Source organism: Tessaracoccus defluvii (assembly GCF_014489575.1).
In the GTDB taxonomy this organism is placed as follows: domain Bacteria; phylum Actinomycetota; class Actinomycetes; order Propionibacteriales; family Propionibacteriaceae; genus Arachnia; species Arachnia defluvii.
The window spans coordinates 2,748,440-2,767,650 of sequence record NZ_CP060789.1 but is presented as its reverse complement, the minus strand read 5'-3'; the positions used below and the strand labels follow the sequence as shown (position 1 = coordinate 2,767,650).

Sequence of the window (19,211 nt, the reverse complement as noted above, 5' to 3'; positions counted from 1 at the left end):
GCAGACGGGGGGACGCCCCGTCTGCGGTCAGGGGGTCGCGTCGGCGATCAGCGCCGCCAGCCAGTCCGACTCCCCTGCGGGCACCTCCTGAGCCTCGTTCGCGGAGCGTTCCAGCGGCTCCTCGTTGACCCAGTACATGCTGCGCGCCCTGCGCAGGTAGCGGTAGTCGACGAGTTCGCGGCGCAGCAGTGCGACGTCGTCGTGGGCCTGGCGCAGGATGTCGTTGACCTCCCGCTCTGCGTAGCGCCGGCCGGGCTCGAAGCGGCGCAGCAACTCGAGCAGGACGGCGACGCGGGCCTTGCGTTTCGTCGGGATCGAGCGCAGGCGCTCGCCGTCGAAGAAGGTGGCCACCACCTTCGCCTGCGCGGGGTCAACGGGCCCTGCCGCGGCGGCGTCCGGCGCAGACACGTCGGCGAGGAGACCTGTGTTGATCGACCAGTGGCGGCGCTGCCCGTCGGCGGTGGCCGTGACGATGCCCGCGTCGCGCAGCCGGTGCAGGTGGTGGCTGATCGTCGGCGCCGTCAGGTCGAGGGCCACCGTCAGCTCGACGCCTGTGTGGGGGCGGGTGGCGAGGAGACCGAGGATCCGCAGCCGTGTCGCGTCGGCGATCGTCTTGAGGAGGGCGACCTTGTCGTCGACGTCCATGTCGACTCCTTCGATGAGTATCTAATGTCTGTTGGGCAGCCTACCCGGCAGGTCGGCAGTTGGGAACCGCGGGTACGGGTCCTCCGCGCCAGCGCGGATTGGCGGGGGGCGTTAGCGTAGGCGGGAAGACATCGAGTATCTAAGGAGCGTCATGGCCTATTCGGAGGGCTACGAATACCACATTCACCTGAAGCAGGGAGACATCGGACGCTACGTCTTCCTCCCCGGTGACCCCGGCCGTTGCGAGGTCATCGCGCAGCACTTCGACAACCCGCGCTTCGTGGCCTCGCACCGCGAGCACACCACCTGGGCGGGCGAGCTCGACGGCGTGCCCGTCGCGGTGACCTCGACGGGGATGGGCGGGCCGTCGGCCGCCATCGCCGTGGAGGAACTGATCCACGTCGGCGCCGACACATTCATGCGGGTCGGCACCTCGGGCGCCATGCAGCCCGAGACCCAGCCGGGCAACATCGCCGTCATCAACGCCGCCATCCGCGACGAAGGCACCGGGCTGCACTACCTGCCCATGGAGTTCCCGGCCGTCGCGCACCAGGACCTCATCAACGGGCTCGTCGCGGCCTCCTCTGACATGGGACGGCGCTACCACGTCGGCGTCTCCCAGTCGAAGGACTCCTTCTACGGCCAGCACTCGCCGGACTCCATGCCGGTCGCCGGCCGGCTGCACGAGCGCTGGGACGCCTGGGTCAAGGGCGGCTGCCTCGTCTCCGAGATGGAGTGCGCCGCGCTGTTCCTCGTCGCCTCGACCCGGCGGGTCCGCGCGGGCGGCGTGATGATGGTCATGGGCCACCATGACTTCGCGCCCATGACCGAGGAGGAGAAGGATGCCTCGCAGATCGGCAACCTCATCCCCGTCGCGATCGAGGGCATGCGCCGCGTGATCGCGGCGGACAAGGTCGCAGGCCGCTGACCCCGGCCGTCACCCGATGAGCCGGTCCGCCACCTTGAGCGGACCGGCTTGCCGGGTGGCCTCCCACTGGCGCTCTACCCGCAGCCTGCTGGCCAGGTGTCCGTCATGGGTGACGACGAGCAGAGCCCCGCGGTAGTCCTCCAGGGCCCCGACCAACTGCTCCACCGACGCCAGATCCAGGTTGTTCGTGGGTTCGTCGAGGATGAGCAGCTGCGGGGCCGGGTCGGCGAACAGCGTCCGGGCGAGGCCGACGCGGAACCGTTCGCCGCCCGACATCGTCGACGGCGGCTGGTCAGCGCGATCGCCGCGGATCAGGAACCTGGCGAGCAACGCGCGGGCGTCGTGCGGGGTGCGCGACGGGGCCGCGTCACGCACCGCCTCGATGGCGCTCGGGAACCGGTCGAGGCCGTCGAGGTTCTGTGCCAACATGCCGACCGCCACGGCGGGGGCCAGGTCCAGGCTGACGCCGTCCAGCACCGCGCGCCGCCACGGCTCGTCACCGTCCAGCCCGAGCACCAGCGCGAGCAGGGTGGACTTGCCGGAGCCGTTGTCGCCGACCAGCCGGATCCGCTCGGGGCCGACCACGTCCAGGCGGGTCTCTCCCACCCGGAGGCGGAGCACCTCCTTGCCCGCCGGCACCGTCGTCATCGGCAGGGGGATGCGGATCGTGTCGGGCTGGCGGGCCCTGTCGTCGGCCTCCGTGCGGGCGGCCTGGGCGTCCAGCACCGCCTGCTGGTGTGCGACCGTCTTCGAGCCCGCGCCCTTCTCCGCGCGGTTCTGGTAGAAGTCGGCGGCGCCCTTCGACACGTTGCCGCGGGCCAGTTCCCGCCGGGCGGAGCGGTCCCGCTGAGCCTGGCGCTGGAGCTCGGTCTGCGCCTGCCGTCGGGCCCGGTCCAGCTCTGCCTCTGCGGCGCGCAAACCTCGCTCCGCTGCCTCCCGCAGCTCGGCGCGGTACGCCTCATAGGCGCTGAACGGGCCCCCGAAGGAGACGGCGCCGCGCCGGGTCAGGTCCACCAGCCCATCCACGCGCTCCAGGAGTTCGCGGTCGTGGCTGACCACGATCAACGCGCCGTCCCACCGTTCCAGTTCGTCGTACAGCCAGGCGCGGGTCCTGGCGTCGAGGTTGTTGGTCGGCTCGTCGAGCAGTGTCACGTCGGCCAGGGCGAGGCAGGCGCCGGCGAGGGCGATCCGCGTCGCCTCGCCGCCGGAGAGCGTGGCGGCCCCGCGGCCGAGGAAGCCGGGATCGTCGGGCAACCCGATCCGCGTGAGTTCGGCGGCGGCGCGCGCCTCGACGTCCCAGTCGTCGCCGACGGCGTCGAAGTGCTGCTGCGCGACCGAGCCGGCCTCGATGGCCCGCAGCCCCGCCACGGTCCCGGCGATGCCGAGCAGGTCGGCGACGGTGCCTGCCACCGTCAGCCGTTGCGGCACGGTGTAGACCCGACCGGACACCCGCACGCTGCCGTCGGTGGGGCGCAGCCTGCCGCCGATGAGACGCAGCAGGGTGGTCTTGCCGGAGCCGTTGTCGCCGATCAGGCCGGTGCGGGCAGCGGGAAAGGTGGCCGAGACGGCGTCGAGGATGACGGTCCCGTCGGGAAGGTGATAGCTGAGGCCGTCGACGACGACGGCAGGGGAGAAGGGCATGACTGAGGTCCTGAGGGTCGCTGGGATGCGGTCGGGGGACGGCACGCCAACGGGCGCGCCCGGCTCAATCAGTCACTGGTGCCTCCTGCTCGGGGACCGCCAGTCTATCCCCTCCACGCCGTCCACCCATGGTCGTATCCCGGCGGCGCCTTCGCCCGCTGGCTACTGTGGAGCCCACCCACCAGCCACAGGAGGCCGTCATGGCTGACCACCTCGCCCATCGCCTGCAGGCGACCGTCGCCGCGCACGGCTCCAGGACGGCGACCCGCATCCGCCGTGACGATGCCTGGGAGACGCAGACGTACGCCCAGCTCGGCGCGAAGGTACGCGGCGTCGGACAGGGCCTGCTGAACCTGGGGGTGCCCGCAGGCGGCCGGGTCGGGATCTTCCTCAACAACTCCCCCGAGTGGTCGGAGGTCGACTTCGGCGCGCTCAGCGTGCGGGCCGTGCCCGTGCCGCTCTACGCCACCAGCACTCCGGAGCAGATCCGCCACATCGCCCACGACTCCGGCGTCGCGGTGATGTTCGTCGGGGGACGCAGCGAGGCCGAACGCGTCCTCAGCGCGGCCGAAGACCTGCCCGAGCTGACCACGATCGTCATCGTGCATCCTTATGCCGACATGCCGGCCAGGCTGATCTCCTACGCCGACTTCCTCGCCGAGCCTGACGACGACGCGCTGACCGCCCGACTGGCGGATGCGTCGGGGGCGGACCTGGCCTCGATCATCTACACCTCCGGGACCACGGGGAACCCGAAGGGCGTCATGCTGCAGCACAGCGCCCTGGCGATGCAGGCCGACGTGCTGGACGGCTTCTTCGACATCCGGCCCGAGGACCACTCCCTCTGTTTCCTCCCCCTGTCCCACGCCCTCGAGCGGGCGTGGACCACCGTCGTGCTGACGCACGGCTGCATGAACACCTACGTCGAGAACGCCCGCACCGTCGCGGAGCAGATGGTGCTCGCGCAGCCGACCATGATGGTCAGCGTCCCCAAGCTCTACGAGACCGTCTTCACGACCGCCCACCAGAAGGCGGCCGCCTCCCCGGTCAAGAAGGCGATCTTCGCGTGGGCCCTGCGCATCGGACGGCACGCCCAGTACGCCTATCGGGCCGGCCGCCGACCCAAGCCGTGGGTCACTGCCAAGCTGGCCATCGCGGACAAGCTGGTGCTGAGCAGCGTCCGGGAGGCGCTCGGCGGACACAAGAACGTGCTCGCCTGCGGCGGCGCGCCGCTGCGGGTGGAGATCGAGGAGTTCTTCGCGGCGGTCGGGCTGCCGATCATGCAGGGCTACGGCCTGACGGAGACCAGCCCGCTCGTCTCCTTCAACTCGCCCCGCGATTTCAAGCTCGGCACCGTGGGCAAGGTCCTGCCCGGGGAGAGCTGCGGATCGCCGAACACGGCGAGATCCTCTACCGCGGCCCGAATGTGATGTTGGGGTACTGGGGCAACGAGCAGGCGACGGCGGAGACCATCGACGAGGAGGGCTGGCTCCACACCGGGGACATCGGCTACGTCGACACCGACGGGTTCCTGACGATCACCGACCGGCTCAAGGACATCATCGTCACGCTCGGCGGGAAGAACGTCGCCCCGCAGCCCATCGAGGGCCTGATCCTGGCCGACCCGCTGTTCGAGCACGCCGTCCTCCTCGGCGACAACCGCCCCTTCGTGACGCTGCTGGTCAAGCCGTCCCTGCCGCAGGTCGAGGACCTCGGCAAGCGGCTCCAGTGGCCCGGCACCGTCCAGGACTGGCTGGCCTCCAGCGAACTGTTGGAGGAGCTGCGCCGCCGCGTCGAGGAACTGACGGCGAAGCTGCCGAGCCAGGAGCAGCCCAAGGGAACCAGCGTCCTGACCGAGGAGTTCACGATGGACAACGGCCTGTTGACCCCGACGCTCAAGGTGAAGCGGCGTGAGGTCGAGGCCCGGTTCAAGGCGATGGTCGACGACATGTACGCGCGGCTGGAGAAGCTGCGCAAGTCTGACCAGTGACCGGCGGCAGGCGCCGCGTCTGGTGGTCCACGTGGCCGGGGTCGCTCGGCCTGGGGGTGCTCGCGTTCCTGGTCGCGGCGCCCGGCCCGCTCGCTGGCCTGGCCTGGCTGGTCCTTCCCGACCTGGACTCCAGCGGCCTGGACGTCGAGATCGCCGCCCCGTCGCCGTGGCTGACGGTGTTCGCCGTCGTCCAGGTGGCCGCGGGGCTGGTGCTGCCGGTACTGACCGCCCGCTGGGCGCGGAAAGCCTGGCTCGGGTACGTGCTGCTCGGCCTCGCACTGTGTGCCGGGGTCGGCGTCGTCGGCCTCGTGCAGCTCGGGATCCTCTGACCGTTGGGGGGCATCGCCCCGCGTCGGGCACTATGGGGGCATGGGACTGCTCGACTTCCTCGGCAAGAAACCCCTCGATGGGCTCACCGTCGAGGAGACACTGATCGCGCTCAGCAAGGGCGCCATCCTCATCGATGTGCGCACACAACCCGAGTACGAGGCCGGACATGCGCCGGGGGCCCGGCCCGTCGACCCGAAGTCGCTGGCGAGTGAGCCGCTGGACGCGATCCACGGCGACGACCCTCTGGCGGACCGGGATGCGGCCGTCGTCGTCATCTGCGACAACGGGCTGCGGTCCTCGCTGGCGGCGCGGGCGTTGCGGGAGCAGGGGGTGCTGGCCGAGTCGGTCGCCGGCGGACTGCGTGCCTGGGCCAAGGACGGCAACCCGGTGATCCCCGGGCCCTACCGGCGACGCAGATGAGGCTCCTGCGTTTCACGCTGCTCGCCGGCCTGGCGGGCGCGGCGCTGGCGGCCGGGACGAGCTACCTGCTCGGTGCCCGCAAGATCAACGGCCACGTGGTGCGGTACCGCGAGCACTGGCTCGCCCGGCCCGACTCGCACCCGGAGGACGTGCTGCACTACGTCGCGCTCGGCGACTCGGCTGCGCAGGGTGTCGGCGCGTCCCATGCGGGAGCCGGCTACGTGCCCACCATCGCGCGGCGCCTGGCGGAGGCCACGGGCCGTGACGTGGCGATCACCAACCTTTCGGTGTCGGGGGCGGTCTCCGGGGACGTCGTCCGCGACCAGTTGCCGGCCTTCGAGGCCCTGACATTCGTGCCGGACGTCGTCACGCTCGACATCGGCGGCAACGACGCCCTGTTCACCCGCACCAACACCGTCGACAGCTTCGCCGACGCCCTTGACCGCATCCTGACCGCGTTGCCTTCCGGCTCGTTCGTCAGCGACGTGCCGTGGATGGTGCTCCCGGGCTGGATCGGGCGTTCCCAGGCGATGACGGCGAGGGCGCACGAACTCGTCGCGCGGCACGACCACCATCTGGTCTCCCTCCACGAGCGCACCCGCCGCGCCGGCTACCTGGGTTATCCCCGGCACACCGCCCAGGACTGGTTCCACCCGAACGACCGCGGCTATGCGTCCTGGGCCGATGCGTTCTGGGATGTCATCGTCGCGAGCGGAACCGTGGAGCGGCTGCGGCGACCCGGCCGCTGATTTCTCCCCTCCGAGGCTGGCGGGTATCGTTGCCCCTTGTCTGACCACAGGTCAGTTGCACCCTCCTGCCGCGGGATCGCCCTGCGGCCGTTAGTCCGAAGGAGGTGGGGTTGCGTAATGCGTAAGTACGAAATCATGGTTCTCGTTCGTCCCGAAGTCGACGATCGCCAGGTTCCCGCGCTCATCGAGAAGCACCTTGAGGTCATCACCAAGGGTGGTGGCACCGTCGACAACACCGATGTCTGGGGCCGTCGCCGGCTCGCCTACGACATCCGTATCGAGACGAACCTCAAGATCACCGAGGCTTCCTACGTCGTTCTCCAGGTCTCCACGGAGCCCGCGACCGTTGCCGAGATGGATCGTCTGATGACCATCGACGAGCGGATCGTGCGCACCAAGGTTCTCCGACTCGAGAGCTGATTCCTTTCCACAGTCGTCCCACACCTCGGGAAATTGTCGGCCTCACAGCCGAGGATGAGGTGCGGTGACAGACTGGTCATCCACGTCCTACAACGGAGGCACGAAACATGGCAGGCGAGACTCCCATCACGCTCATCGGCAACCTGACCGCCGATCCTGAGCTTCGCTTCACCCCTAATGGGGCCGCAGTCGCGAACTTCACGGTCGCGTCGACCCCCCGCACGTTCGATCGTCAGACGAACGAGTGGAAGGACGGCGACGCCATGTTCCTCAATTGCTCGGTCTGGCGTCAGTACGCCGAGAACGTGGCCGAATCCCTCACCAAGGGGATGCGGGTCATCGTTTCCGGTCGGCTGAAGTCGCGCAGCTACGAAACCCGTGAGGGTGAGCGGCGCACCGTGTTCGAGGTCGATGTCGACGAGGTTGGTCCCGCTCTGCGGTACGCCACCGCCAAGGTCACCCGCACACAGGGTGGCGGTTCCGGTGGCGGCGGCAACTGGCAGGGCAATCAGGGCGGCGGCGCTCCGCAGCAGCCGCAGGGCAACGATCCGTGGGCGAGCTCCGGCTCCGCCGCCGGTGGTGGCAACAGGGCCGGTAACGACCCCTGGGCCCAGTCGCAGCCCGAAGAGCCCCCGTTCTGATCCACACAACGCTTAACTAGCCCACCTGGGCTAGCTGGCACATTCCGTCGTGAGACGGGCTTCCCCGGGCCGAGAGCCCGAGAACAAGGAGAGCACCACAATGGCCGGTCCACAGCGCAAGCCTGTGAACAAGAAGAAGATCATGCCGGTGAAGACGACGCGAGTCGCCAACATCGACTACAAGGACATCAACACGCTCAAGAAGTTCATTTCTGAGCGTGGCAAGATCCGCGCGCGTCGCGTCACGGGCCTCTCGGTCCAGGACCAGCGCAAGATCGCCATCGCCGTCAAGAACGCTCGTGAGGTGGCCCTGCTGCCGTACACGTCGAGCGCTCGCTGATCGGAAGGAACAGCATCATGAAGCTCATTCTGACCAGCACCGTTGACAAGCTCGGCATCGCCGGCGACATCGTCGAGGTCAAGGACGGCTACGGCCGTAACTACCTCCTTCCCGGCGGGAAGGCGATCCGCTGGACCCGGGGCAACGAGAAGCAGATCGACGGCATCAAGCGCGCCCGTGACGCCCGCGAGGTTCGCGGCGTCGCCCACGCGCAGGAGCTCCGCGCTCAGCTTGAGGGCCTCACCGTCCAGATCCCGGCGCGCGTCTCCGAGCAGGGTCACCTGTTCGGCGCCGTCACCGCCAACGACATTGCCGTTGCCGTGAAGCGGGCCGGTGGCCCGACGATCGACAAGCGCTCCGTGTCCTTCGCCAAGCCGGTGAAGGCTGTCGGCGCGCACGTCGCGGCCGTCAAGCTGCACGGCGCCGTCACTGCGCACGTCCCGTTCGAGGTCGTCGCCCAGTGATCTGAGGCACCTGACGTTGCGAGGCCCCCGGTGGTGCCGGGGGCCTCGTGCGTTTCTCGGCCCACGGGCCTACCCCGGTGAGCCACGACACGGGGCAGACTGGGGGCATGAGTGATTCCTCCATTGGACGTCCCCGCACCACCCTCAAGGGCATCTCGAGCCGCGCCTGGGAGCACCCGGCCGACCGTGGGGCGCTCGTCGCGCTGCGGAAGCTGAAGGGCTTCGACACGATCCTGCGCCGGTTCTCCGCCTTCCTCAACGAGCGGGCCGTGAAGATGATGCTGCTGGGGTCGGCGGTCCGGGTCAGCGACCGGCAGTTCCCGCGGCTGCAGCGGCTCTACGCCGACGCCGCCGTCGCACTCGACGTGCAGGAACTGCCGGAGCTGTACGTCCAGGCCTCGCCGATCTTCAACGCCATGACGATCGGCATCGACAAGCCGAAGATCGTCCTCAACTCTGCGCTCATCGACCTCCTCGACGACGAGGAGCTGCGGTTCGTCATGGGACACGAGCTGGGGCACGCGCTGAGCGGGCACGCGCTCTACCGCACGCTGCTGCAGTACCTGATCCTGTTCGGCAGCACGCTGACCTCCGTCCCGTTCGGCGGGATCGGGCTGCTGGCGCTCCGCACGGCGCTGGGGGAGTGGGCCCGCAAGGCCGAGCTGTCGGCCGACAGGGCGGGTCTTCTGGCCACGCAGGACGTGCAGTCGGCGATCCGGGTGAACATGAAGCTCGCCTCGGGCGGACACCTGCCCGATCTCGACCAGACGGAGTTCCTGGCGCAGGCGAAGGACTATGAGGAGTCCGACGACCTGGGCGACTCGATCATGAAGCTGATCCTGGTCAACGACGCCACCCATCCGATGAACGTGGTTCGGGCGGCCGAAATCCGTCGCTGGGTCGACTCGGGCGCCTACGGCGAGATCCTGGCCGGCACCTACCCGCGGCGCGAGGACGACAAGGACGCCAAGATCTCGGACGAGGCGGCGGCCGCGGCGAAGTCGTACGCCGACCGGTTCCAGGAGAGCGAGGACTCGCTGGCGAAGCTGGGCCGCGACATCGGCGGCGGGCTCAGCGACCTGGGCAAGTGGGTGGGCGGCAGGCTCCGCAGCGAGTAGCTTCGAAGGGTGGTCCCTGAGCTTGTCGAAGGGGTCACCCCAAGGCCCGCACCAGGCGCACACCAGCCGTCTGCCGGAACGACTCCTCCAGCAGCTCGGCGATCTCGTCCCAGTCCGTGTCCTCGTCGAGGTCGAGCGAGACGAAGCCCGATTTCGCGATGTAGCCGGGGATCGATGCGCCCGCGCGCTCCAGCAGGGCGAGCCGTTCGTCCTCCGGGAGCACGACGCTGACGGTGTTCGGCCGGTTCTCCCAGACGCCGTCGACCTTCCGGCTCATCGCGAAGTAGGCGAATACCTTGCGGGTGTAGAACGCCGGATGGCCGACGACCAGTTTCTCCGCGGCACCCGGCAGCGCCAGGGCGAGGGAGCGGAGCCGCACCAGGTACGGGTCGTCGAGATCGAAGGGCTCGTGCTCGGTCATGACGTCATTGTTTACCGCTCAGAGGGCCCGTGGGGGCGGATCGGCCGGGTCCGTACCGCGTACCCTGTGGCCCATGCGTTCCTTCACCGTCGACCTCAACCCCGATCGCGACGTGACCCTCCACGCCACCGTCTACGATCTCCCGGCCGTCGCCGAGCGGCCGACATCGCTGGAGGATCCGAGGCCGGCGGTGATCATCTGCCCCGGCGGCGGCTATACATTCCTCTCGCAGCGGGAGACCGACCCGCCCGCCGCCGCCTTCCTGGCAGCGGGCTTCGACACGTTCGTCCTGCGCTACTCGATCGGCGTCCACGCCACGGGTCCGAACCCCGCCATCGACGTCGCCAGAGCCGTCCGCTGGGTGCGCCTGCACGCGGCCGACCTGGGGGTCGACCCCGACAGGATCGCCGTCCTCGGCTTCTCCGCCGGCGGGCACGTCGCCGCCATGAGCGCGACGACCTGGAACAACCCGGCCCTCGCCGCCCAGGAGCGGGCCGAATACGAGGCCCTCTCCGCCCGCGGGGTGGAGGCCAACGCGGGGCTCATGACGGTGAGCTCGCGCCCCGACGCCGTGCTGCCCGCCTACGCCGTCTTCAACTTCGACTGGAAACCCGACGACTTCGTCGCGATCGGCGTCGAGTACCAGGACTGCATCGCCGCCGTCACCGACGAGGTGCCGCCCGTCTTCCTGTGGACGACCGACGAGGACCAGACGGTCCCGCCGAGCCAGTCGCTGCGCTTCGCACAGGCACTGTCCGCCGCGTGCGTGCCGTTCGAGTACCACCACTTCCAGCGCAGGGTGCACGGCCTCGCCACGGGGACCCAGGTGGCCAACAACGACCGGCCGCCCCTGCCGGAGAATGTCTCGGCCTGGGTAGGGCTCGCGACGGCCTGGCTCCGCGCCACCTGGGCCGCCCGATGAGCGCCCGGTTCCTCGTCACCCACCCGTGCCAGGACGCGTGCGGGACGGTCGAGACCGACGAGCGGGTCGAGGGGGCGCCGGTCTACCGGTGCCCCGGGTGCGACACGGCCTGGATCGAGCTGAACGAGCGCACCGAACCGCCTCAGGAGGGGGCAGACGTCAGCACTCGATGAAGGCGACGGCGAGCCCGCCCTCGGAGGTCTCCTTGTACTTGCTGAGCATGTCGCGGCCGGTGTCGCGCATGGTGCGGATCGCCTGATCCAGGGTGACGCGGTGCGTCCCGTCGCCCGACAGGGCCAACTGGGCGGCGTTGATCGCCTTGATCGCAGCCATCGCGTTGCGCTCGATGCACGGCACCTGGACCAGGCCCCCGATCGGGTCGCACGTCAGCCCCAGGTTGTGCTCCAGCCCGATCTCGGCGGCGTTCTCCACCTGCTCCGGGGTTCCGCCCAGCACCTGGGCCAGCCCGGCGGCCGCCATCGCGCACGCCGATCCGACCTCGCCCTGGCAGCCGACCTCCGCCCCCGAGATGGAGGCGTTCTGCTTCAGCAGGACGCCGACGGCGGTCGCGGCCAACAGGAAGTCGACGACGTGGCGCGGACCGGCGTCCTCAGCGAAGTCCATGAAGTAGTGCAACACGGCGGGGATGATGCCCGCCGCCCCGTTCGTGGGCGCCGTCACGACACGGCCTCCGCCCGCGTTCTCCTCGTTGACGGCGAGGGCGTACAGGTTGACCCACTCCATCGCGGAGAACGTGACGGTGATGAGGTTGGGGCGGGGATCGCTGGTCAGCTGCCGGAGCAGCGCGGGCGCCCGGCGCGGCACCATCAGGCCGCCCGGCAGGACGCCCTCGTGGTGGATGCCGCGCTGGATGCAGGCGGCCATCACGTCCCAGACCCGCAGCAGGCTGCGTTCCGTCTCGTCCGCCGGACGCCAGGCAAGTTCGTTGCGCGCGATCACCTGGGCGATGCTCATCCCCCCGGCGCGGCAGATGCCCAGCAGTTCGACGGCCGTGGAGAAGGGGAACTCGACGTCGGCGGGGCCATCGGTGCCGGTTTCGCCCGCCGCGGCGTGCCGTTCGTCGACGACGAAGCCGCCGCCGATCGAGTAGTAGCAGTTGGTGTGCAGGAGGCGGCCGGTGCCGTCAAAGGCCGAAAGCGTCAGGGCGTTCGGATGGCGTGGCTTTGCGTCGCGGTGCAGCAGCAGGTCCCGCGCCCAGTCGAAGGCGATGTCGCGTCGCCCGCCGAGGCTCAGGGTGCCTTCGCCGTTGACGGCGTCGACACCCGCCACGTAGTCGTCGGGGTCGACCTCGTCGGGCCGGTGTCCCAGCAGGCCCCCGACGACGGCGCGGTCCGTTCCGTGCCCGATGCCCGTCGCGGCGAGCGACCCGTGCAGGTCGACACGTACGCGCGAGACGCCGTCGAGGACACCCATCGCATCCAACTCGCCCACGAAGAGGGAGCCGGCGAGCATCGGCCCCATGGTGTGGGAAGAAGAGGGGCCGATGCCGACCTTGAACAGGTCGAGGGCGCTGATGGACATGGACCTCCGTCGTCGCAGTGGTGTCTCTGCCGGAGAATACCCGTCCGTTCCTATGCGGCCTTGGCGGGCTGCTCCATCCACGTGCGGATGCGCATGGGGTGGCGGTCGATCCGCATGCGCAGCCCCTTGCGGGTCATGTAGTAGATCAGCACCGCGGCCGCACAGATTCCGGTGGTGAGCGCCGCGACCAGCACCGAGGCGCGAGGCCCCAGGACCTGGCCCACCCAGCCGATGAGAGGCGAACCCAGCGGCGTGCCGCCCATGAAGATCGCCATGTAGACGGCCATCACACGCCCGCGGAACTCCGGTGCTGTGCCGAGCTGGACGGACGCGTTCGCCGTCGTCAAGGCCGTGAGGGCGAAGAATCCGGCGGGGATCAGCAGGATCGCGTAGACCGTGTAGTTGGGGGCGAACGCGAGCGCGAGGGTGCTGACGGCGAAAGCCCCCGTCGACAGGAGCAGGGTGCGCAGCGTCGGCTTCGTGCGGCTGGCCGCGAGCAGCGATCCCGCCAGGGTGCCGACGGCCATGATGGTGCCGAGCAGACCGAACTCCGCGGAGCCGACCTGGAACTCCACCGTCGACATGGTCGCGTTGAAGATCTGGAAGTTCATGCCGAACGTGCCCATGACGAACACGATGATCAGCACCACGATGAGGTCGGGACGATGCGCCAGGTACCGCAGGCCGTCCATGGCACCGCCCCGGGTACCGGTCCGCTTGGCCGGGTGCATCTCGTCGGTGTGCATGAGCAGCACCGCGATGATCATGCCGAGGAAGCTGAGTGCGTTGATCAGCAGCGTGGGGCCGACATCGAAGGCCGCGACGAGCAGGCCCGCGAGGCCGGGGCCGATGAGGCGGGCGCCGTTGAACGACGTCGAGTTCAGCCCGACAGCGTTGGTGATGTAGTCCTGCGGCACGATCTCGGTCACGAACGCCGCGCGCGCCGGGTTGTCGAAGGCGCTGATCGCGCCGGTGATCAGCGCGAACACATAGACGTGCCACAACTGCACGAGGTCGGTGGCGACCAGCGCCCACAGCCCGATGCCGGTGATCATCAGTGCGACCTGCGTGATGATCAGCATCGTCCGCTTCGAATAGCGGTCGATGATGGCGCCGGCGTACGGCGACAGCAGGGGGATGGCCAGGAACTGCAGCGCCGTCACGATGCCGAGCGCGGTGCTGGAGTTGTCGGTGAGCTTGGTCAGGACCAGCCAGTCCTGGCCGATCCGCTGGATCCATGTGCCCAGGTTGCTGATCAGGGCGCCGATGAAGAAGTAGCGGTAGTTGCGGATCGACAGCGACGCGAAGGTGCGGATCGGGCGACTAAACACCGGACACCTCCAGCAGGAGGTCGGCGGCCTGCCGTAGCAGTCGCAGCTGTTCGTCGTCGAGGCCCTCGATGTGGGCGCGCATCCACGAGTCGCGCTGCGCGATCGTCTGCAGGATCAGGTCCTCGCCCGCGTCGGTGAGGTGGACCAGCACCTGGCGGCGGTCGTCGGGGTGGGGCATCCGCAGCGCGTAGCCCTGCTCGACGAGGTAGTTGACGGTGCGCGTCATGGACGGCAGGCTCACGCGCTCGCCGGCGGCCAGGTGGGTGGGGGTCTGGGGTCCCTCGTTGTGGACGCGGGTGAGGACGGTGAACTGGTGGGGGGCGACGCCGATGGTGGATTCCATCCGCACACGGCGGGCGATGCGCTGGCAGGCGATACGGAGGTCGTTGGCGAGGCGGAACATCTCCGCGTCGCTGGGTGGGGTGGAGGCTGACATGGATCCCTTCAATCAGATCCTTACCTTAGGTCATTACCTTAGGTAATTGAAATCTCATCGAAGGGTGTCCATGGAGTGGGACGTCAGCCCTCCGCGAGGAGGGCGTCGACCTGGTTGATCGCGGACGACGCGCCCTCGATGACTCCCATGTCGAGCACCTGCTGGAGGCCCTCGGTGGTGGGGTAGAGCTTCTCGCCGTCGGGGCCGGTTGTAGTACCGCCGGGCTTCAGTTCGTGGCGGTCGAAGGTGGCGGGGAAGCCGGGCGGGCCGCAGATGCGCTCAAGCTGGCGCGGGTCGGCGTAGACCTGCCACACCCGCTCCACGGGGGCGGTGAAGTCGGCGGAGATGGTGATGGTGCGCGACTCGAGGTCGTGCGACGCTGCGGTGAACGGCATGGTCACTCCTTCAATGGGGTGCGGCCCGGGGATGTGGGACGGGTGGGGGTCTCGGCGAGGAGGTCGTCGATGCGGGTCACGCGCCCGCGCCAGATGTCCTCGAGGCCGCGGAGCAGTGAACCGATGGGCCGGACGGCGGCGATGTCGCCGCTGGTGAGGACCTCCCGGCCGCTGCGGCGCCTGGTGATCAGCCCGGCCCGCTCCAGGACCGCTATGTGTTTCTGGACGGCGGTGAAGCTCATGTCGTAGCTGGCTGCCAGCGTCGACACGGAGTGTTCTCCCGCCAGGACCCTCCGCAGGATGTCGCGTCGGGTTCGGTCGGCGAGGGCGTGGAAGAGCGCGTCCGCCCGGTCCTCGTCGTCATCGTCATGCACGGAACTAATCTACAACCGTTTGGTTGTATGTCAAGAGCTGGTGCTCCGGAGCTCCGAAGAGAGACAGCCCCCTGTTCCGCACCCGCCTACGCTGGGCCCCATGAACCCCCTGGCACGGCTGCGTGAACTGATCGGCTCCGTCATCCGCTCCAAGGTCGCCGGCCCCGACGCCGAGGCGCGCGAGGCCCGGATCTGGGGCGCCGACGGCGAACGCTGGCACGCGCCCGACGATGTGATCTGGGCCGTCAACCGGGATGCCGCCATGTATGCCGGCGGCATCAGGGCCCTGCTGCTGCAAGCGCTGCACCCCTCGGCGATGGCGGGCGTCGCCGGCCACTCCGGCTACCGGTCCGACCCCTGGGGGCGCCTGCAACGCACCGGCGAGTTCATCGCGATGACCACCTACGGCCCGATCCCGGCGGCGGAGGAGCTGATCGGCCGAGTCCGCGCCGTCCATGAGCGGGTCCGCGGGAAGACCGACGACGGCACCCCCTACCGCGCTTCTGATCCGCATCTGCTCGCCTGGGTGCACGCCGCGGAGACGGCGAGCTTCCTGGCCTCCTATCAGGCCTTCGGCCCGCGCCGGCTCGCGCCGGGGGAGGCCGACCAGTACGTCGCCTCGGCCGCGCCCGCCGGCGAGCTGCTCGGCGCCGTCGACCTGCCGCGTACCGAGGCCGACCTGCTCGCGGCGATCGAGGCGTACCGGCCGGAGCTGCGCGCGTCGGCTGCGGCCGTCGACACCGTCGACTTTCTGCTCCGCACCCCGCCGGTCCCGTGGCCCGGCCGGATCGGCTACTGGATGCTGGCCGCCGGCGCCATCTCGACGCTGCCCAGATGGGTGCGGGAGGAACTGAAGCTGCCGACGTCGCGCTGGTTCGACCGGCTCGTCGGCCTCCCGCTGGGAGGCTTCGCCACCCGGGTCGCCCGGTGGGCGATCACGCCGCCGACGACGCGGGAGGAACGGGCCCGCGCCTGACCTCTCGGCGCCGTCAGATCCGGGTCAGGGGCTCGTCGCCGTAGTCGTCGGCCGTCACCAGGTCGAGCAGCAGCCGCGCGGCCTCCTCCGGGGAGCGGAGCTGGCCCTCGGCGTGCATAGCCACGAAGTCGTCGCGCAGCGGGAAGCCGTCCTCGCCGCGGATCTGCGCCTGCATCGCCGTGTCGACCACGCCCGGAGCGACGGCGGCGATCCTCACGCCGGGACGCCCCTCGGCCGCGAGGGTGGCCGCGTGCTGGTCGACCGCGCCCTTCGTGGCGCAGTAGACGCCCCACCCGACGATCGGACGACGCCCGGCGCCGCTGGAGATGTGCGCCACGCGGACGGTGGCGTCGGCGGGACGCTGGGCGATCACCGCGTCTGTCAGCAGGATCGGCGCCGTCACGTTCACGTTGACCGCGGCCACGGTCGAGGCCGCATCGAGAGGACCGTCGACACCCACCGGGCCGAGCAGTCCCGCATTGTTGATCACCAGCACCTCACCGGCGTCGGCGAGGAACCCGGCCAGGCGGCCGCCGGTCAGCCACGCCGTCAACGCTGCCGGGTCCGCCAGGTCGACGCGCTCGCCGGCCGAACGCGACAGCCCGAGCACCTCCCAACCCTCCGCGCGCAGGAGCGCGGCGAGCGCCGCGCCGATGCCTCGGCTGTGTCCGGTGACGATGGCCTTGCGGGTCACGGTGGTGTTCCTTCCGTTCGGTACGCCGTCAATCTAGCGGGCGGGCAGGCGGGCTAGGGTTGCCCCATGGCTCGACTGGACTCCTGGCTCTGGGCGGTGCGGATGTACAAGACCCGCTCGCTCTCGACCGCCGCCGTGCGCGGGGGCACGTCCGGGTCGACGACAAGCTGGCGAAGGCGTCACAGGTCGTCGTCACCGGACAGGTGGTGCGGGTCCGCAGGGAGCAGGAGGAGAGGCTCATCGAGGTGGTCGACCCGACCCTCGAGAAGCGCGTCGGCGCCCCCCTGGCCCAGGCCGCCTACATCGACCGGACGCCCGAGAAGCCGCCGCCGATCGCGGGCATGACGGGGCGGGTCGCGGTCCGTGACCGCGGCGCAGGGCGCCCCACGAAGCGCGAACGGCGCGACCTCGAGAAGTTCAGGGGCCGCTGAGCCCCGCTCCCTTCCGGCGGACGGCTACGGCTGGACGGTCCACTCCGGTGGCTCGTCGCCGCCCGACTCCTCGTCGATGGTCGCCTCCGCATAGGTGGCGTGGACCTTGCCCGCCGCGTGGTGCGTCGGCGCGTACACCGCGTACAGCCGCAGCGGCTCGTCGCCGGTGTTGATGACGTCATGCCAGGTGCCCGCGGGGACCTGGATCGACCAGCCGTCGCTGACGTCCTGCTGGAACGACAGGTCGTCGGCGGCCGGCCCCATGGTGACGCGACCCTCGCCCGCATCGATGCGGAGGAACTGGTCGGTCTCCTCGTGGACCTCGAGGCCGATGGACTCTCCCGCCGGGATCGACATCAGCGTCACCTGCAGGTAGCGACCGGTCCAGGCCACCGTGCGGTAGGTGCTGTTCTCGACGGTCGCCGTCTCGATGTCGAAGGCGTTCGGCTGGGGGCCGCGGTCCTTGATCGTCATGGGTTTCTCCTGTCCTTTCGGCCAGACTATCGGCTGCGGGATGCCCGGGCGACGGCGATGGCGGTATCCGCCGGAAGCCTGGATTCTGAGAATCCTGACGGCGAATCTGAGAATCTATTAGGATTCCCGCGGTCCGTCGCCTAGGCTGGTTCGCTGTGGTGGGGGCCGTGGTCCGCACCCGCGCAGGCCGGCACCAGCCGCGAACCGCTCCGGCGGATGCGGCAAGGCCGGATGGCACCAGCACTGGAGACGAATGAACAACGCTGACGACTTCGAGACCCCCGAGGAGCTGACGCTCCCGCTGCGGGCACTGCCCGAGAGCGACGACGAGCCGACGCAGGCTCTGACCGCGCCCCGCAGCCGACGCAAGCGTCTCGTCGGCGGGATCGTCGCCGGTGCGCTCGCGCTGACTCTCACCGTCGGTGGGTTCTCCGTCGCCGCGGCCCACAAGGCCGTCACCGTCTCAGCAGACGGCGCCCTGGCCGAGACGGGCACCTTCACCGGCACCGTCGAGGCGCTGCTCGCCGAGCAGGGCATCGAGGTCGGGGAGTATGACGAGGTCACTCCCGCGCTCGATTCGCAGCTTGCCGACGGCCTGGAGATCGAGATCGTGCGCGCCCAGCCGGTCGACGTCCTGCTCGACGGCACCACCGACGTCCTGTGGACCACCGAGGAGCACGTCGGTGCCGCACTGACCCGCGCCGCTGGCGGCCGGTCGGTCGCCATGGCCGTCTCCCGCTCCGCCGAGCGCGCCGAGATCGACCTGCCGATCTCCGGCGACGTCCGGATCGTCAGCATGGACGGCGCGGTCGAGGCGACCGCGGCCGCCCCCATCGCACTTCAGGCTCTGCTCGATGAGCACGGGCTGACGCTCGGCGAGGCTGACGAGATCACCGTCGCCGCCGAGCAGGACGGCACCACCGTCATCACGATCGTCCGCTGGGCGACCACCCGCGTCTCCGAGTCCGAGACCGTCGAGCACGGCGCGACGACGGTCAAGAGCGACAAGTACTACGAGGACACCAAGAAGGTGACGACCGAGGGCGTCGACGGCCGGATCGACCGGGCGTTCGAGGTCACCACCCGCGACGGTGTCGAGGTCGAGAAGAAGCTCGTCGGCGAGGTCGTCGCGGTGGAGAAGGTCGACCAGGTCACGACCGTCGGCACCAAGAAGCGCCCCGCGGCATCGTCTTCCTCTTCCTCGGCCACCTCGGGCGCCGTCGGCGGCGGCGTCTGGGCCAAGCTCGCGCAGTGCGAGTCGGGCGGCAGGGCGTCGGTTGTCAGCAGCAACGGCCTCTACCACGGCCTCTACCAGTTCACCGTCTCCACCTGGCGCTCCGTGGGCGGATCGGGCCTGCCGTCGCAGGCCTCCCCGGCGGAGCAGACGAAGCGGGCGCAGATGCTGCAGGCCAAGGCCGGCTGGGGCCAGTGGCCCGCATGCTCCCGCAAGCTCGGCCTGCGCTGAGTAACCGCAGCTGATTCAAGAAAAGGAGCGGGCCGCCCAACCGGGCGGCCCGCTCCTTTGTCTC

The 19,211-nt window shown here is 69.9% G+C and carries 23 protein-coding genes and 1 pseudogene; 14 read left to right on the top strand and 10 right to left on the bottom strand.

The window, feature by feature from the left end:
* Positions 1-27 precede the first annotated feature (27 nt).
* Positions 28-645, bottom strand: coding sequence for a DUF2087 domain-containing protein (locus H9L22_RS13160; protein ID WP_226965856.1), 618 nt, complete (start codon positions 643-645; stop codon positions 28-30).
* A 151-nt stretch (positions 646-796) separates the two neighbouring features.
* On the opposite strand from H9L22_RS13160, the gene udp reads away from it, so the two are divergent.
* Entirely contained in the window at positions 797-1,573 is a 777-nt protein-coding gene (gene udp, locus H9L22_RS13155) for a uridine phosphorylase (RefSeq protein ID WP_187720324.1), read from the top strand.
* Positions 1,574-1,582: 9 nt separating this feature from the next.
* On the opposite strand, the gene H9L22_RS13150 is transcribed toward udp, so the two are convergent.
* Positions 1,583-3,214: an ABC-F family ATP-binding cassette domain-containing protein gene (locus H9L22_RS13150; protein ID WP_187720323.1), complete on the bottom strand. Its 1,632-nt coding sequence runs from the start codon at positions 3,212-3,214 to the stop codon at positions 1,583-1,585.
* 128 nt (positions 3,215-3,342) lie between these two features.
* Here H9L22_RS13150 and H9L22_RS19030 point away from each other — a divergent pair.
* The 9 genes and pseudogenes from H9L22_RS19030 to H9L22_RS13105 all read left to right on the top strand — a co-directional run bounded on the left by H9L22_RS19030 (position 3,343) and on the right by H9L22_RS13105 (position 9,686).
* Positions 3,343-5,204 (top strand): annotated as a pseudogene (locus tag H9L22_RS19030) (AMP-dependent synthetase/ligase).
* Complete coding sequence (locus tag H9L22_RS13140; RefSeq protein ID WP_187720321.1) at positions 5,201-5,533, top strand: hypothetical protein; 333 nt, start codon at positions 5,201-5,203, stop codon at positions 5,531-5,533. The pseudogene H9L22_RS19030 and the gene H9L22_RS13140 overlap by 4 nt, the downstream one beginning before the upstream one ends.
* Positions 5,534-5,573: 40 nt before the next feature.
* Entirely contained in the window at positions 5,574-5,954 is a 381-nt protein-coding gene (locus H9L22_RS13135; protein WP_187720320.1) for a rhodanese-like domain-containing protein, read from the top strand.
* Positions 5,951-6,703 carry an SGNH/GDSL hydrolase family protein gene (locus H9L22_RS13130; protein ID WP_187720319.1) on the top strand — a complete coding sequence of 251 codons (753 nt, stop codon included), beginning with the start codon at positions 5,951-5,953 and terminating at the stop codon, positions 6,701-6,703. The genes H9L22_RS13135 and H9L22_RS13130 overlap by 4 nt, the downstream gene beginning before the upstream one ends.
* A 117-nt stretch (positions 6,704-6,820) precedes the next feature.
* Positions 6,821-7,123, top strand: coding sequence for a 30S ribosomal protein S6 (rpsF, locus tag H9L22_RS13125; RefSeq protein WP_187720318.1), 303 nt, complete (start codon positions 6,821-6,823; stop codon positions 7,121-7,123).
* A 107-nt stretch (positions 7,124-7,230) separates the two neighbouring features.
* A complete protein-coding gene (locus H9L22_RS13120) occupies positions 7,231-7,764 on the top strand; it encodes a single-stranded DNA-binding protein (protein ID WP_187720317.1) in 534 nt (177 codons plus the stop codon).
* A gap of 100 nt (positions 7,765-7,864) precedes the next feature.
* Positions 7,865-8,104, top strand: a complete 240-nt coding sequence (rpsR, locus tag H9L22_RS13115) for a 30S ribosomal protein S18 (protein ID WP_187720316.1) — start codon at positions 7,865-7,867, stop codon at positions 8,102-8,104.
* Between the two features lie 17 nt (positions 8,105-8,121).
* Complete coding sequence (gene rplI, locus H9L22_RS13110; protein ID WP_187720315.1) at positions 8,122-8,568, top strand: 50S ribosomal protein L9; 447 nt, start codon at positions 8,122-8,124, stop codon at positions 8,566-8,568.
* Positions 8,569-8,675: 107 nt separating this feature from the next.
* Positions 8,676-9,686, top strand: a complete 1,011-nt coding sequence (locus H9L22_RS13105) for a M48 family metallopeptidase (protein ID WP_187720314.1) — start codon at positions 8,676-8,678, stop codon at positions 9,684-9,686.
* 34 nt (positions 9,687-9,720) lie between these two features.
* Here the strand turns inward: H9L22_RS13105 and H9L22_RS13100 are convergent, their stop codons facing one another.
* Positions 9,721-10,107, bottom strand: coding sequence for an MmcQ/YjbR family DNA-binding protein (locus H9L22_RS13100; protein ID WP_187720313.1), 387 nt, complete (start codon positions 10,105-10,107; stop codon positions 9,721-9,723).
* A 73-nt stretch (positions 10,108-10,180) separates the two neighbouring features.
* On the opposite strand from H9L22_RS13100, the gene H9L22_RS13095 reads away from it, so the two are divergent.
* Entirely contained in the window at positions 10,181-11,029 is an 849-nt protein-coding gene (locus tag H9L22_RS13095; protein WP_187720312.1) for an alpha/beta hydrolase, read from the top strand.
* Between the two features lie 159 nt (positions 11,030-11,188).
* Here H9L22_RS13095 and H9L22_RS13090 read toward each other — a convergent pair whose 3' ends face one another.
* The 5 genes from H9L22_RS13090 to H9L22_RS13070 all read right to left on the bottom strand — a co-directional run bounded on the left by H9L22_RS13090 (position 11,189) and on the right by H9L22_RS13070 (position 15,107).
* Positions 11,189-12,571 carry an L-serine ammonia-lyase gene (locus tag H9L22_RS13090; protein WP_187720311.1) on the bottom strand — a complete coding sequence of 461 codons (1,383 nt, stop codon included), beginning with the start codon at positions 12,569-12,571 and terminating at the stop codon, positions 11,189-11,191.
* Between the two features lie 50 nt (positions 12,572-12,621).
* Positions 12,622-13,902: an MFS transporter gene (locus tag H9L22_RS13085; RefSeq protein ID WP_187720310.1), complete on the bottom strand. Its 1,281-nt coding sequence runs from the start codon at positions 13,900-13,902 to the stop codon at positions 12,622-12,624.
* On the bottom strand, positions 13,895-14,338 hold the full coding sequence (locus H9L22_RS13080; RefSeq protein ID WP_187720309.1) for a MarR family winged helix-turn-helix transcriptional regulator: 444 nt from the start codon (positions 14,336-14,338) through the stop codon (positions 13,895-13,897). Before H9L22_RS13080 ends, H9L22_RS13085 begins: the two co-directional genes overlap by 8 nt.
* Before the next feature lie 83 nt (positions 14,339-14,421).
* The gene (locus H9L22_RS13075; protein ID WP_187720308.1) at positions 14,422-14,733 is read right to left on the bottom strand and encodes an SRPBCC family protein; all 312 of its coding nucleotides are present in this window, start codon (positions 14,731-14,733) and stop codon (positions 14,422-14,424) included.
* 2 nt (positions 14,734-14,735) lie between these two features.
* Complete coding sequence (locus H9L22_RS13070; protein WP_187720307.1) at positions 14,736-15,107, bottom strand: ArsR/SmtB family transcription factor; 372 nt, start codon at positions 15,105-15,107, stop codon at positions 14,736-14,738.
* A 100-nt stretch (positions 15,108-15,207) separates the two neighbouring features.
* Between H9L22_RS13070 and H9L22_RS13065 the strand changes: the two genes are divergently transcribed.
* Positions 15,208-16,083: an oxygenase MpaB family protein gene (locus H9L22_RS13065; RefSeq protein WP_187720306.1), complete on the top strand. Its 876-nt coding sequence runs from the start codon at positions 15,208-15,210 to the stop codon at positions 16,081-16,083.
* 13 nt (positions 16,084-16,096) lie between these two features.
* On the opposite strand, the gene H9L22_RS13060 is transcribed toward H9L22_RS13065, so the two are convergent.
* A complete protein-coding gene (locus H9L22_RS13060; RefSeq protein ID WP_187720305.1) occupies positions 16,097-16,777 on the bottom strand; it encodes an SDR family NAD(P)-dependent oxidoreductase in 681 nt (226 codons plus the stop codon).
* 59 nt (positions 16,778-16,836) lie between these two features.
* Here H9L22_RS13060 and H9L22_RS13055 point away from each other — a divergent pair, with 59 nt between their 5' ends.
* The gene (locus H9L22_RS13055) at positions 16,837-17,208 is read left to right on the top strand and encodes an RNA-binding S4 domain-containing protein (RefSeq protein WP_226965855.1); all 372 of its coding nucleotides are present in this window, start codon (positions 16,837-16,839) and stop codon (positions 17,206-17,208) included.
* Between the two features lie 24 nt (positions 17,209-17,232).
* On the opposite strand, the gene H9L22_RS13050 is transcribed toward H9L22_RS13055, so the two are convergent.
* Complete coding sequence (locus H9L22_RS13050; RefSeq protein ID WP_187720304.1) at positions 17,233-17,682, bottom strand: cupin domain-containing protein; 450 nt, start codon at positions 17,680-17,682, stop codon at positions 17,233-17,235.
* A gap of 253 nt (positions 17,683-17,935) precedes the next feature.
* Between H9L22_RS13050 and H9L22_RS13045 the strand changes: the two genes are divergently transcribed.
* Positions 17,936-19,147, top strand: coding sequence for a resuscitation-promoting factor (locus tag H9L22_RS13045; RefSeq protein WP_187720303.1), 1,212 nt, complete (start codon positions 17,936-17,938; stop codon positions 19,145-19,147).
* Positions 19,148-19,211 lie beyond the last annotated feature (64 nt).

Excerpts from the sequence above, each read along its gene's own strand:
- H9L22_RS13160 (WP_226965856.1), bottom strand. The coding sequence starts at position 645 with ATGGACGTCGACGACAAGGTCGCCCTCCTCAAGACGATCGCCGACGCG.
- udp (WP_187720324.1), top strand. The coding sequence starts at position 797 with ATGGCCTATTCGGAGGGCTACGAATACCACATTCACCTGAAGCAGGGA.
- H9L22_RS13150 (WP_187720323.1), bottom strand. The coding sequence starts at position 3,214 with ATGCCCTTCTCCCCTGCCGTCGTCGTCGACGGCCTCAGCTATCACCTT.
- H9L22_RS13135 (WP_187720320.1), top strand. The coding sequence starts at position 5,574 with ATGGGACTGCTCGACTTCCTCGGCAAGAAACCCCTCGATGGGCTCACC.
- H9L22_RS13130 (WP_187720319.1), top strand. The coding sequence starts at position 5,951 with ATGAGGCTCCTGCGTTTCACGCTGCTCGCCGGCCTGGCGGGCGCGGCG.
- rpsF (WP_187720318.1), top strand. The coding sequence starts at position 6,821 with ATGCGTAAGTACGAAATCATGGTTCTCGTTCGTCCCGAAGTCGACGAT.
- H9L22_RS13120 (WP_187720317.1), top strand. The coding sequence starts at position 7,231 with ATGGCAGGCGAGACTCCCATCACGCTCATCGGCAACCTGACCGCCGAT.
- rpsR (WP_187720316.1), top strand. The coding sequence starts at position 7,865 with ATGGCCGGTCCACAGCGCAAGCCTGTGAACAAGAAGAAGATCATGCCG.
- rplI (WP_187720315.1), top strand. The coding sequence starts at position 8,122 with ATGAAGCTCATTCTGACCAGCACCGTTGACAAGCTCGGCATCGCCGGC.
- H9L22_RS13105 (WP_187720314.1), top strand. The coding sequence starts at position 8,676 with ATGAGTGATTCCTCCATTGGACGTCCCCGCACCACCCTCAAGGGCATC.
- H9L22_RS13100 (WP_187720313.1), bottom strand. The coding sequence starts at position 10,107 with ATGACCGAGCACGAGCCCTTCGATCTCGACGACCCGTACCTGGTGCGG.
- H9L22_RS13095 (WP_187720312.1), top strand. The coding sequence starts at position 10,181 with ATGCGTTCCTTCACCGTCGACCTCAACCCCGATCGCGACGTGACCCTC.
- H9L22_RS13090 (WP_187720311.1), bottom strand. The coding sequence starts at position 12,571 with ATGTCCATCAGCGCCCTCGACCTGTTCAAGGTCGGCATCGGCCCCTCT.
- H9L22_RS13080 (WP_187720309.1), bottom strand. The coding sequence starts at position 14,338 with ATGTCAGCCTCCACCCCACCCAGCGACGCGGAGATGTTCCGCCTCGCC.
- H9L22_RS13075 (WP_187720308.1), bottom strand. The coding sequence starts at position 14,733 with ATGCCGTTCACCGCAGCGTCGCACGACCTCGAGTCGCGCACCATCACC.
- H9L22_RS13065 (WP_187720306.1), top strand. The coding sequence starts at position 15,208 with ATGAACCCCCTGGCACGGCTGCGTGAACTGATCGGCTCCGTCATCCGC.
- H9L22_RS13050 (WP_187720304.1), bottom strand. The coding sequence starts at position 17,682 with ATGACGATCAAGGACCGCGGCCCCCAGCCGAACGCCTTCGACATCGAG.
- H9L22_RS13045 (WP_187720303.1), top strand. The coding sequence starts at position 17,936 with ATGAACAACGCTGACGACTTCGAGACCCCCGAGGAGCTGACGCTCCCG.